Source organism: Pseudoalteromonas sp. 0802 (assembly GCF_013350085.1).
Lineage (GTDB): Bacteria > Pseudomonadota > Gammaproteobacteria > Enterobacterales > Alteromonadaceae > Pseudoalteromonas.
Genome location: NZ_JABVXE010000002.1, coordinates 606,955 through 620,501 on the forward strand (window position 1 = coordinate 606,955; position 13,547 = coordinate 620,501).

Below are 13,547 nucleotides of genomic sequence, written 5' to 3' on the forward strand. Positions count from 1 at the left end.
TCCTTATCTTTCAATGTTGCCCTAACAGTCAGTATTTACAAATCAATCATTAAAAATGAGGTGAATTTTTGCCACGCTGTTTTGCCAAACTTAATCTCACTTTCAGGTTTTATATTTTCTGCGTATTTCCAAGGAAACTTAAAGATTTCAGGTGGATTGAGCTTTTTGATTGGCTTACCCATCAGTAAATTATCTAGTTGCTCCTCATTATCAAACTCTTTACTTAACTTCAGGGCTTCTTTGTTCATTTGTTTAGCGAACTTGCGCTCAACACGGTACCAAAAATATTTTGGACGACCATTCGCTTTATCAAACTCTGCAGTTGTTTTATCAAACTCTCGATAATATTCAAATTGTGGGATATCAGCTAAAGGTTTTGTGGTATCCATGAAATTTTCAATCAGTTCCAACTCACAAAACACATCATAAATATAAGTTGGGCCTGTATAATCAAACAGTTCATCTTTTTTATAATGCAGTAGTGTAAAGCCTCTAAATGGGAAACCACTATTAGGGTTATGCACGACACGATAGTGTGCATTAAATTCATCATATTTTAAGCCAATTAACTCTTTACCATCTGAGCTAGGAACCTCAATATTACCACTTGATCGATTAAAAAATGTTTGTAATTTTAATTTTTTAAATAATCGACTTTTTCTTAAAAAAATACTAACTAACTTTGAAATTAGCCAAACTAAGAAACAAATTTTTATGAGATCAAAACTAAGCTTCTCATTTCCAAGTAACCATGCTAACAGTGGCATACTGATTAATAAAAAGATTACAGATAAATGTATATATATCCAAGCTACAATTAAAGAGGTTTTCCAGTTAGTTGGTGTTCCACCAATACCTAGTTTTAGGTGTGTATTGTCTTTTGCAATAGTATTATAAGCTCTAATTGATTCCCCATTTCTATTAAGCCGATCACTCTCTAATTGAAAGTCACTCCAAGCATTCATAACGCATTGTTCTTTTGGAAAAATAGGCATCTTGCTTTGTTCTTTACAAAAATATGAATTCCTTTCTTCAATAAATCGCTTTGATACTATTTTTTTTCTACCCCCTTTATAGCAACCATCTAAGTACGCCTTATACATATTCTATCTCCTTTATTATCCATGCTTTATCTGGCTGCTCACCTTTATCCCAGTCATTACGTTCATCACTATCTACATAGGGCAAGGTCACATTATTATCTAAGCGATATTGAACTTTTACTTTCCAATCAACCTCAAAATTTTTTGGCCACATAGACAAAATTGGTATTACATATTTATATCCGGTGATCGAGCCTGACTGAGTCTTTTCTTTTTGGGTGATTTGCCAGTTTTTATGGTCTCGGCGAAACTCTTGTTCAAAATGAAGGACTCCTTCATCTTCAATCTGGTAAACTTGAACAAGGATCTCTGATTGCCCTAGTGCAAAATTTGGTGTGTCTACATCAATGATTAGCTGGCAGTGCGCACTATTTAGCCTGTGGACCGATAAGTTCACGCTAGGGCTCATTATTGTTCCAACTAACGAGGCATAGCACTCTTTTGAATTTTTGTCCCACTTTTCGTAGTTACCAGTACATCGATCGGCTACATCCTTAGCAAATGGGCCATTCTTAGCCCACGTTTCTAACTCATTATCCGTAACTAAAATTGCAACTACCGCAACAATAAGACCTAAAGCGATAATTGCCCACCCCAATGGTGTAGTAAATAGAGCAACACCCAAATAAATAAAACCAGCAATAGCAATAGCGCCACTTAATGCATGAAAAAAGGCCGCATCCATATCATTTTTTTGTACAGACTTTATAACATCCATTGAAGTCACTGTAAGAGTTATAACAATCCCTATAACACCTAAAACTTTTGATAGGGTTGTTCTTGTAAAATATAATGCTCTTGGTTGATTCATTAAGTTTTTAAAGGATGTACTTCGCATTGTTCCTATTTCAACCATAAGGGCTGCTAAACTTTGGATTGTATTTACAGAGTCAATAACAAATTTACCATCGACTTTATCCCCTGCCTTAAACTTCTTGATCATCTCATTGGCATTAAACATTTCAAATGCCAACATAACCATAGGTAAGTTATGCTCTAAAACACGTAATCCCTTTAATTTAACAGTATCAACCGCACCTAATTTAAAGTTTGGATCGTCATAGTACATTGCATATTTATGTGATTTAGGCACAACCACTAGTTCACCGTCTATTGAGTCATAGCGACCAATAAGATCATGATAATCAGTCCAGTTTTTAGGATTAAAATAGCCTTTATTACTACCAAAAGCTTTTGGATCTTCAGCGGCGATGACTTTGTTATCGCTATCTAAAATAGTCACTGCGTGAGGGGGAGGATTTTTCACGTTTTCTCGTAATTTTGCGCGCCTCTGTTGCCTGTTAAGTTGTGTGCGCTTATAGTTTGTCACAGCGATTACCGAAGGGTTATCACCGAGTACAGCACCGGCTTTCTTTATATGTAGGTCTGCAAAGTCACTAATTTCTATTGCTTTATTGTATGACACCATTAAGTTTCTGAGCTTTACCATATGCGGTTTTAATACCCCATTTTGATACTGGCTAGCTACACGACCCCATGCACCGGTTAAATAACCAACTGCGTCTTTTGCTTTTCCGAAAAACTCTTTCAACCCTTTATTTGCTAATAAGCTTTCTTCCTCTTTTTTCTCTTCAATGAGCTTTTTATGGATCCGCTTAAACTCTTCAAACCTAAACTTTGCTTCTCCATTATTCTTCTCATTTTTAAGCTTCTTAAGAACAACGCTACCGGGCTTAGTTATGTCATAGTGCTGTTCGGGGATCATAAAGCAATCAGACATCCAATTGCTTTGTTCAAATGTAGTTTTTAAAAACTGTTCTATAGAGCTAACCGCTCTTTGCACATTTTTTTTACGTGTTTTTTCAGACTCGAGTTTCGCATTCCAAGGCCTGAAAACACCGGTGGAAATATCATCAATACTCAGAATATTTAATACATTTGTGACGAAATTAAAACCAAATAGGTAGTCAACATCCTCTAAAGCCACCCAGTCATTCATAACTGGAGCCATGCCTATATAATCTGTTTGGTATTTAGATAGTGGGCGTTCTTCGTGGTTATCTTGAATAAAATCAACAAATTCCTTTTGTGCTACTGGTAATAACATTAGGAGTCGCTCAAGCTCAGTACTAGATAAATATTTTTCTAGGTACTCTTTATCTATATGTTTTGCACCACTTCTTAAAAATTTTGCGCCTGATGATTGATCTTTATAACCCGGTTTTTGTGTTTTAATTGGCACAGACGACATGCGATGTGGAAAGAAATAGTGATCTTTCATTACCTTTTCATGCAAGTCTTCACTGAACATAGCTTGGTAAGCTAACACTCCGGAATCATAGTGCTTCTTGCTTGTGAGCTTTTGATTTTCAATTTGTAATTGTAAAAAAAGAGATTGGCACTTATTTAATAACCCTAAGGCTATACCAGCAGGATCATGAATAAAAATTTGCTTTTCATCATCAGCCTCATCTAGATCAATACGTTGGCAACGGGCAGACCTTAATCTATTTGCTAAATTTTGATCTTCAACTTGAGTTGGCGCTTTTGCGTTAGCACCTCTTTGTCTGGGGTCATCTTTATACAAACCTCCAAGGCTCACGATATACTGCCACGACCATTGCACGACTGAGTATGCAATCTCTACTGTAGGGGTTTCTAGTGCGCTAGGCTCACAATTAAGTCCATTGGTCTTTTTGGGAATAATAACGGTCTGAGTTCGTATGCCAGATGCTTTACGCTCGTTTTTACCAAACTCACGACCTAAATCAATTTCTGATAAACAACCATTATCTACTGCTGCAATTTCTCGCCATAAATGACCATTTACAAATATATAGTAAAAACCATTAGACTCAGATACAGGCCTGCCATCCTCCCCTAGTATTTGAAATTGTGCGGATCTAGCCTTTGATTTATCAAGAGATGGTTCTGTAAATAGCTTTAATTTTACGTTTATAAAATTAGGTTTATTCTCATCATCTGGCGGATTTTCTAAGGTATATGACTCTGTATATCCAAGCGGTAGTAATGAACAGCCATCAATGCCTTTAATTTCTGAATCTAATTTAAATAAGCCCATTTTACTCACCTGCTATGAAATTAATCGACGAATTTTCACCACTAGAATGGCGCTTATCAGCGATTGATGATCGTTGTTGTGATCCACCTTTAGAAAGCACTATTTGCCCTAGTGTCGCATCGTTGCAATCAACGCCTTTCACTAGTAGAGAAGCTTCATTCCCAGTACCAAGATCTTGTAAACTATCCCTAACTTGCACTCTAAGTCCCCTTGGTGCGGGGCCGCCAGACTGCATAAGTGGCATGGGTGGGGTATTTTTATTATTTGATATCATCGGGTCGCCTTGGCGAGCCGCAGGTTTGCCTTCAATCATTACGTTAAATGACCCCATAATAAATTCGGCTTTACCGTCGTTCGTTCCGCTAGCGATACCTTTTTTATCACCTGGAGAGTCACCCGAGCTTTGAGAAAAGTAACTTTTTACATTAGCAGCTCCTTGACCATTCACTTTGACTGAACTTGCAACAGAGGTAACATCACTTGATTGGGCTTTATTGCCATAGGGAATAGGCACAACGCTGGTGCCAATTGTGGTTAAACACACATCGATTGTTGTTAGCTTACCACCACTATCTTGATGCACAGCGGTGCGGCCATTAATAAGTACATTTTGCCCAGAGACTGTAGCGGTTTGCGGTGCCTCTGATTCTGTATCTTTAACTAATTGCTGCTCTGTACCTGCTTGCCAACCTAAATGATTCGACACTAAATCTAAAAAGGCACGAGGGTTATCGATTGGTTTGTTAACGTCCATATTGGTCTGCGGTTCGTTCCACGGCAGAATTGGCTGGTTTTTCTCGTTATCCCATTGTGGTGGCGGAATAATGTAATCTGGAATAAACCGATTAACCAGTTCACCAAGTGTATGCTCTCGGTACTTAGGTCTGGTAATTTCATCTAAAAAAGCAGATTCGCCTTCAGAGCGGTCCGAAAAAATAGCAATACCATTGGCTTTGCCAAGTGCACCATTGCTGCGTGCACTATTGGTTAGACCTAGTAATGTCGGGTTATTATGGCGCCATGTAACACTGCCGCCGCTTCGTACGTCAGCAGTGAGTGCGTCTATGTCGTATTGTACGCTGCCTGATTCTTTGCCAGCCATGGCATTTATATATGACATTTGCTTTCACTCCTTGAAATCTTAAATAGCTGTTCTTTTGGCTGATTGAACACCACAAAAACTTGTTCAGTGTCAGCCATCAGCGGGTTATGCAAATAGCTTCCAGCTAATGCAAATGCCGCAGCTTGGTTTGCCACGCCTTGATAACCTACTACGGTATTTAGTTCGGCAAACTCTATTAGTTCATCATCATTTTTATAGTGTTTTTGGGTATAGCTAAACCACAGTTTTTGCCATTCATATGACTGCATGCCTGCAAAAATAAAGGTATCACTAACCTGTATGTTTGCGCTTTGAAGCTGAGTAGGCATTGACTCATCAAAAGTCGTGGCTTTTAAACAACCGTGTCTGTGTACCAACAATGCATAGCCACCTTCGCCATTAATTACGCCGCTAGGGCCATTTACAACTTGTACTGTGTGGTGTTTGGCTTGCTCAGACACGTATTCAAAATCATTACACGAATCAACGGCAACTACGAGGGTATCGAGGTCGGTTGCTTCGAGCTGCCAATCACTTATCTGCTCAAAAGCAGGTGTTTGCTCAGGCATTGCGTCAGTCAATAATTCACTTAATGTGTCATCATCAATCAGCGGCTCGCCATTACTGGCGTGCGGTAATATAAACTGAACTTTATTGACCCTAAATGAACAACAAAGTTTTTTTAACTCAATATTTTCAATAATATGAGACAAAATTAGTAAGCAACGAGTTTGCCTATCAAGCCCTGCAAGCTCAGTCAGTTCTACAAATACATAAGGGGCATCTAAACTAATATCGCAGCGGATCAGCGCTTTGCTTGGCTTTGAATACAACATTTGGTTTGCCACTGAAGTATAAAAGCTTTCGGTATAGCACCCCGCGGCATTAACATGATAAAGAGTATCAAACTGCATCTTTACCTCCTTGCTCAGCAACAATTATATTGCTGCTACTTGCCACGTTGTCGCTGTTGATATGCCCGCGCCATAACAGCGAAAAGCACTGTGCGTCCGAATCAATCACTAAGGTATCGCAGTGCATGTCGATATCATGCCTCGTTAACGTATTAGCCACTTGCACTAGTGGCTTAAGCACAGGGAGCTCTACAGTTTGTTGCTGGCCATATTCTTGTAATGGATATAATCCGCTTAACGAAAACGCCCAGCCTTTTGTAAACACTTGCTTTGTTTGTTGATCTGCCGGGGCTGTGTTGTAAAAGTTGCTAGCCAATGACGTTTTGAACGGGTACTTACCAGCCATAAGTGCTTGTTCGTCAATATCTGGCATTAACTCTATACGCGGTGACCAATGACTCGGAATTGCCGAAAAGCCAGCAACGCTTACTCGATGGCTTGGTTTTCTTAATACCTCGTTGGCATACTCTATCGCAGGTAAAGGCTGCCCTACTGCGTGCTTGTTTTTCAGTTTAAAGCCAACACCTATAGGGTTTTCGAGGCTGTAATCGCTTTGATCATGATGTGCTTTGCCCCCAAACGCACGGCTATAGCAAATAGCTGTTGGCGTAATTGGGCTAGGATCTGTTGCGACAGGGCCAAGCAGTGAACGGCGCCATTTACGTTCGCCAGTAAGGCGTAATCGCTTTTTAATTATCGGTGTGTCGTTTGCAGTTAAACCTAGCTCAACCTCAATAACACGCGCAGTTTTGCCCTTTGGCGGGTACGCAGTAAAGTTGCCATACACTTCGAAACCTTGCTTAAATGCCACTTGTTCATTCACTGCCACCAGCGGCTCGCTAGTCGGATCACCGCTATATTCGTCGGCCATGACGATTTCAACACACGGTTCCATTAAGCTGGTATTGCCTTTTTCATCAAACTCAAAGCTTTGTTTTACCAAAACAACATGAGACGCAGTGCCATCTGCTTGCCAACCTTCAAACACGCTTGCTTGCCAAGGAGTAAAGTTATGCAGCATGTTGTGCTCCTGCTATTAACTTTTGCCATTGAACTGCTGATTGCTGAGTATGATAAAGGCCACAGGCCAGTGTTAATTCAAACTGAGGGGCAAATACTCGCTGTACAATCTCGCCTGCCAATTCTGCTAAGCCTTGCTCTGGCTGCGCTTTTGTAAAACTCACGCCTTTTAAAACACACTCTCCTTTGCTTAAAGCCAGTGCTTGCCTAACATGCTCTGCATCATGCAAGTTTATACCGGCTTGCACATGATGCTGATTTTGCGCACTTACCAGTGTTAAGGCTTCTGCTTTTGCAAGTGGTCTATCTGTTAACGTTAACCAAGCCTGATAAGCTGCTTGTTGCGTTTGCGCTACGCCCATAAGCTCTATCACCAATACCAGCGCTGATTTATACACAAAGTGGCTTAATACGGTTTGGCAAAATTCTGGGTGCGCTTTACAAAATAAAGCACAAGGCTCATGCCAGCGACTATCGTCAACCAGCCCAGCTAATTGTAATAACTGCGCTTTTTGTGAAGGCTCGCTAGTACACGAAAACACTTTAAATACTTTATCACTAAGGCTATTATCGCCTTGGCAATAGCAATTGACTAAAGCAGCATACACCAAAGTAAAATCAGCATGAGCGAGGGCTTGTTGTAACTCGGCATCATTTAAAGGCTGCGAAAACAAAATAGTTTTAAGCTGCTGCGGTAATGACTCTTTACCCTCTAGCACTGTAGCTCTGAGTGCTTTTTGTTCTGGGATAGTCCAATACCTAAGTTGCTGCGATAACAAAGTATAAACAGGCAGAGCTTGCTGCTTTTTAAGCGCTAAAAAATAATCACTGTTGTCTTGCTCTGGTGCAGCCATTAAACGTGTTGCACAAAGCGCAAAAATGGCGTGCTGGTCGCTCGCTAACGCGATCTCACAAAAATCATCACAGCTAAGTTCAGCAAGGTCATTAAAGCTGTTCCCATTGAAGTAGTCGCACGGTGACTGCTGCTTAAGCGATGCCAGTACATAAAGGTGATTAAGCACTTGATGCTCTAACACTTTTTGCCTTGCAAGACTATACGCCCCTGACGCAAGGAGCTTTTCTCGGTGCGCCATTAAGGTGGTAACGCGCTGTTGATGCTGTTTTAACTTAGAAACCGCTGCAAACATATTAATTAAGCCTAATCGGCCAACCTGCCAAGGTAAGGTCTTGTTGGCTATTTGCAGTAATATCTTCGCCTTCAAGCACGATAGTGCCATCGGCAAATACTTCGATGCTGCCCTTTGCGGTTTGCAAGCTAACGCTTTGTTCTGCGGCAATAATAATATGCCCTGCTTCGTTGCTAATGTGAGCCGCCGGAGATTGTTCAGGTGCGGCTAAAAGTGCCGTTACAATCACACCTTGCTCACTGTGTAGCACCACAACTTGGCTACCTATTTTGCAACACGATACATGGGCAGCTTGTAAAGCAACATCGTAACGAATGTGATTAATAACCACGCTCAGGGCTTTACCCTGAGGTGACACTTCACTGACCTCTGCGAGGCTTTGTTGCTGATCAAATAACTGAGTTACTGTGGCTGTCATTTTCAGTCCTTGAAATTAGTTATTACTTATTGCATTGCCTTTAATAGCAATGTTTCTAGCCGATAGAGTGATATTGGTGGCATCGATAGTTAAGTTACCCGCGGCATCAATCTCTACACTTGCACCACCTTGGCTGAGCTGGATCGAACCTCGACCTTCGCCTTTGATGGTGATATTTGCCCCGCTTGAGAGATTCAAATCACCATTTGGCGCTTGAAATTCAAGGTTGCCATCGACCGAGTAGACACTAAAATCTTGCTCACTTTGCAAGTTAAGTTCTTGCGCTGCTTTAAGTTCGCTACTGCCATCAGTCGCTTCGATACGGGTATCGGCATCAGACTTTAATGTTAAGTCAGCCGCAGCCGTTACCTTAATATCACCCTCGCGTGTTTGAACTTGTAGGGTGTTTTCAACACGATTAGTAAAATCGTTGGCAGCGGTAAAAATGGCGTCATTCTCAGCAACAAATTGTAGGTTCTCTTTGGCTGAAATTTTGACGTCACCTTCCACTGATTTGAGTGTTGCTTGATGGGCATTCTCGGTGGCATCTAACAACAATTGGTTTTTATTTTCTTTATTTGCAAGGCTAATTTTTTCTTCACCGCTTTTGTCATCCATGATCAAGCTATGCCCAGCACGGGTGACAAGCTTATTCTCTGTCGGATTTTGGCTGGTAACCGGGTTCGGGCAGCTCTGATTATAAAGCGCTCCTAAAATAATCGGCCTATCTAAGTCGCCATTTTCACCGGTTACTAACACTTCGGTGCCCGTCGTTAACGGAAAATGCATACCATGACCACTGCCACCATACTGCTGTAGTAAGCGCGTTGGGCGGCTTTCTTGGCCTTCACCGTCTTGGTTAAACGGTAAGCGCACTAAGTAGTTGCCATCGTCGTCAACCTCTTGCTCAATGGTGGCATTAAATGTTGCAAATACACGACGAGCAGGAGACAGCTCTGCTCTAAACTCAACGGATGCAGGCAATAAATAAGCTTGGTTTTTATAGGTTAACCCTTTAACTTGCGAGCCATACTCTACTGCTGCAGATTGACTGCCTTTGTGATCAACACGCGTAATTAAATACAGCCCTTTATGATCAGGGTGATCATACACTGTCAACAACATACCGGGTCTTAAGGCACGGCAATCAGTATCAATAATTAATTGTTCACGCTGACAATCAAAGGCTTGTTGACGTACTTTAGCCAGCGAATTACCTATATTGGCATTAGGAAAGTTATCTGCATAATGACTATCATCACCAAACCCTGGGTAACTGGTATTATTTGCGGTCGACACATTTAAGTTACCTTGGGCTTTGTAGTTGTAATCATTGAGCGACACACTTTGTGGATGCAGCTGTGCTTTACGGCTTATTGCAAAAATGGTTTCGCTATTTCGAACTTGCCCTGATGGCGGCACATAGCTCAGGCTTACATCATCACATAAGGACGAAAAGTCTTTACTGCTATTACATACTTTGAAGGTGCAATCACCCCCTGTTTGCTCTACAAAACCATACACAAAGCCATACTTACGCATCAAACGTGTAACAAACTCATAGTCTGTTTCGTTGTATTGAACCGTCATTTCAAGGGTTGGGCCCGACGCTTGAATACTAAACTTTTGCATTGGAAAACCAGCTTTAGTAAATACGCTTTTTACTATGGCAGCTGGATCCATCATGGTGAAAACACGGTTAGAGTGTTGGTGCTTCAACAAGGTTAAATAAGAACTCATGGTCAGCGTATAGTGATAACCCTGATGGCTTTGCCCATGTGCAGTAAAAGCACTGATGATCCCAGAAATCGTGCGGTCGCTCATTGACCACACTAAATTGAGCTTGGCATCTTTACCTAACAGCATCTCGGCACTGAGGTGCTCTTGACTTAACACTTGAATAGAAAAAGCAAAGTCTTCACATAGGCTGTCATTGCTTGATTCAAAATCGGTCACCGAAACCATGCCATCCGGTAACCCTTGCACGCTGACACTAAAATGACTGGTGTTGGCTTTTAGTTCATTTAGGCTATCCATGAATCCCATTGTTCAAATCCTTTATGCTTGGTCCGCAAAGGTTGCGGTAATTTCATCATTCTCATCAACAGCTAGAGTGAGAATATCTGGCATGTCATCCTCTGCCATAAACTCTAAAATTGATTTCGCAATGCCTGGCAATATTTGCTGCTCTATCACTGCATTTACCATGCGCGCACCACTGTCTGATAACTGGCACTGTTCGGTCAGTTTGTTAAGTACGGTTTCATCAACACGTAGCTGCATTTTGTGATTATTCGCTAAACGCTTGGCAATACCGTCTAGTTTCAAACTGACAATAGATTGCAGTGCCTCTTTATCGAGCGCTAAATAAGGAATAACTTGCATTCGCGCTAACAGTGCTGGGGCAAAAAATTGCAGTAGCTGCGGCTTAATTAGCTCTGTTAGTGCTGTAATTGAAGGAACTTGCCATGGACTGCCGTCTTCATTTAAAGGGGCTTGTTCACTATTCAATGCTGCATTGATTTGGTCTTGATTTTCAATGTCGGCATGTTCATCGTCAGTCGGCTCAGTTAAATCAATAACATTGGGTGGTGTGCAGGCGTCAATAAGTTCAGCGGACCCTAAATTTGAGGTCATGATGATCACGGTATTTTTAAAATCGATTTCGCGACCTTCGCCATCGCGCATACTGCCGCGCTCAAAAACTTGATAGAACATGTTTAGTACATCTTTATGCGCTTTTTCTACTTCATCAAGTAAAATCACCGAGTACGGACGCTGCCTTACAGCCTCCGTTAATACCCCGCCTTCGCCATAGCCAACGTATCCCGGTGGCGAACCTTTAAGCTGCGATACTGTATGCGCTTCTTGATACTCGCTCATGTTAATGGTGGTTAAAAACTTCTCACCACCAAATAATTGCTTGGCTAAACATCGTGCAGTTTCGGTTTTACCCACCCCTGAAGGACCAGCTAATAAAAACACACCAAGCGGTCCATATTCATTGCTTATGCCTGCCTTACTTACACGCAACGTTTGGGCAATTTTCGCAATGCCTGACTGCTGACCGATCACTTCTTGGCCTATGGCTTTTTCAAGGGTAATCAAATTGCTTATTTGGTCTTTCACCATCGCGCCAACAGGTACGCCTGTCCACTGCGAAATAATTTGCGCAACGGCATCAGCATCGACTTCACTGTAAAGGCCATTATCTTGGGTGTTCTGCTCTTTTAGCGTTTGTCGTAAGTTAAGTAACACTGAGCTGTCTAATTCATTTTGCGAATTAGCTTGCTTAAACTCATTGATTTGGCCTAATGTCGAAATTTGTGACTCACGCGCACTCGTCAATGTTGCTAAGTTACTCTGCGCTGCATTTAGTTCTTGTTGTAAGTGCAGCAATTTGTCCATATCAACCGCCAAACCTTGCTCGCTTTCTGCTGCAATGCTTTGGATACGTGTTTCTAGATAATTAATGTGCTCACGCTCAGCTTCAATGGCTGCAGGATCGGTAGCAAACGACATTCGAACTCTTGCCGCAGCGGTATCTAGCACATCAATGGCTTTATCTGGTAGTTGACGACCCGTGATATAACGTGACGACAAGACCACTGCAGCTTCTATAGCATCATCAGTTATTTGAATGTTGTGATGTTGTTGATACTTATCTTTCAAACCCGCTAACATTAGCTGAGCTGCTTGCTCCGTTGGCTCATCTACTTTAATAAGTTGAAAACGGCGCTCAAGTGCAGCATCTCGCTCAAAGTATTTTTTGTATTCACTCCACGTGGTTGCAGCGACTGTGCGTAACTCACCTCGGGCAAGCGCAGGCTTTAGCAAGTTAGCCGCATCACTCATACCAGCATCGCCACCAGCACCAATTAATGTGTGGGCTTCATCAATAAACATGATGATAGGGGTGGTTGAGTTTTTTACTTCATCGATCACAGTTTTTAAACGGCGTTCAAATTCACCTTTAACCCCTGCACCTGCTTGCAATAGGCCCATATCTAACACCAGTAATCGTACACCTTTAAGATCATCAGGAACCTGACCATCAACAATACGCTGAGCAAATCCTTCAACTACCGCAGTTTTGCCTACCCCTGGCTCACCCACTAAAATTGGATTGTTTTTACGACGACGGCAAAGCACATCAACCATCATGCGAATTTCGTCATTGCGCCCAAGCACAGGGTCAATTTTGCCTTGTTTCGCTTTCTCGGTAAGGTCTTCACAATACTCATCAAGGGCACCACCTTGACCACTTTGCTGCTCAGCAGCAGTATGCTGAGCACTTTGTTTTGCCTGTGGATTTAATCGCTCACTTGAGTTTTGGCAAAGCTTATCGAGGTTTTCAGCCATAAAACGGGCGTCAATCTTTTCAAGTAACGCAGGCAATTGCAGCACAGGGCTGTATGGCAATAACTCAGTTAAGGCATCAATCAACGCAGCGCCGGTGATCCAGTCACTTTTGTGCTGTACATTTGCACTTAACCAAGCTCGCTCAAGCCACTCATAAAGTCGACGAGAAAAAACAGGCTTACTCTGGTTACCCGCAGGTTGGCGGTTTAAAAAGTCGAGCAGCTCATGCCACACTGCGTCTTGATTAATATTAAAAAAGTGAAAAATATGCTCTAAATCGCCGTTACTACCTTCTTCCATCAACTTAATTAATAAATGTTCAGGTAACACTTCATAATGACTACGACTGCTTGCAAACCCTGCCGCTGACTCAAGTGCTGTTGCAGTATGGCCATTTAGTTTGTCGATAAGCTGCTTTATGCCTTTTGCATCCATGT

Annotated in this window: 9 protein-coding genes; all 9 read right to left on the minus strand. The window is 41.7% G+C overall.

Annotated elements, in window-relative coordinates:
- Positions 1-35: 35 nt before the first annotated feature.
- Genes HUS61_RS07505 through tssH form a run of 9 tightly spaced genes read right to left on the minus strand, consistent with a single transcriptional unit; the run spans position 36 to position 13,545 of the window.
- Positions 36-1,103, minus strand: coding sequence for a hypothetical protein (locus HUS61_RS07505; protein ID WP_063704456.1), 1,068 nt, complete (start codon positions 1,101-1,103; stop codon positions 36-38).
- Positions 1,096-4,146, minus strand: coding sequence for a hypothetical protein (locus HUS61_RS07510; RefSeq protein WP_063704454.1), 3,051 nt, complete (start codon positions 4,144-4,146; stop codon positions 1,096-1,098). Before HUS61_RS07510 ends, HUS61_RS07505 begins: the two co-directional genes overlap by 8 nt.
- A 1-nt stretch (position 4,147) precedes the next feature.
- Positions 4,148-5,266, minus strand: a complete 1,119-nt coding sequence (locus HUS61_RS07515; protein WP_175081697.1) for a DUF4150 domain-containing protein — start codon at positions 5,264-5,266, stop codon at positions 4,148-4,150.
- On the minus strand, positions 5,254-6,162 hold the full coding sequence (locus HUS61_RS07520) for a hypothetical protein (RefSeq protein WP_175081698.1): 909 nt from the start codon (positions 6,160-6,162) through the stop codon (positions 5,254-5,256). The genes HUS61_RS07515 and HUS61_RS07520 overlap by 13 nt, the downstream gene beginning before the upstream one ends.
- Positions 6,152-7,183 carry a DUF2169 domain-containing protein gene (locus HUS61_RS07525; RefSeq protein ID WP_175081699.1) on the minus strand — a complete coding sequence of 344 codons (1,032 nt, stop codon included), beginning with the start codon at positions 7,181-7,183 and terminating at the stop codon, positions 6,152-6,154. Before HUS61_RS07525 ends, HUS61_RS07520 begins: the two co-directional genes overlap by 11 nt.
- Positions 7,173-8,420, minus strand: coding sequence for a hypothetical protein (locus tag HUS61_RS07530; protein ID WP_258536473.1), 1,248 nt, complete (start codon positions 8,418-8,420; stop codon positions 7,173-7,175). The genes HUS61_RS07525 and HUS61_RS07530 overlap by 11 nt, the downstream gene beginning before the upstream one ends.
- Positions 8,332-8,748 (minus strand): hypothetical protein, encoded by a 417-nt coding sequence (locus tag HUS61_RS07535; RefSeq protein ID WP_055197332.1) that lies wholly within the window; start codon positions 8,746-8,748, stop codon positions 8,332-8,334. The genes HUS61_RS07530 and HUS61_RS07535 overlap by 89 nt, the downstream gene beginning before the upstream one ends.
- 15 nt (positions 8,749-8,763) lie before the next feature.
- Positions 8,764-10,785, minus strand: a complete 2,022-nt coding sequence (locus HUS61_RS07540; protein WP_175081731.1) for a type VI secretion system Vgr family protein — start codon at positions 10,783-10,785, stop codon at positions 8,764-8,766.
- A gap of 21 nt (positions 10,786-10,806) precedes the next feature.
- Positions 10,807-13,545, minus strand: a complete 2,739-nt coding sequence (gene tssH / locus HUS61_RS07545) for a type VI secretion system ATPase TssH (RefSeq protein WP_175081700.1) — start codon at positions 13,543-13,545, stop codon at positions 10,807-10,809.
- Positions 13,546-13,547 lie beyond the last annotated feature (2 nt).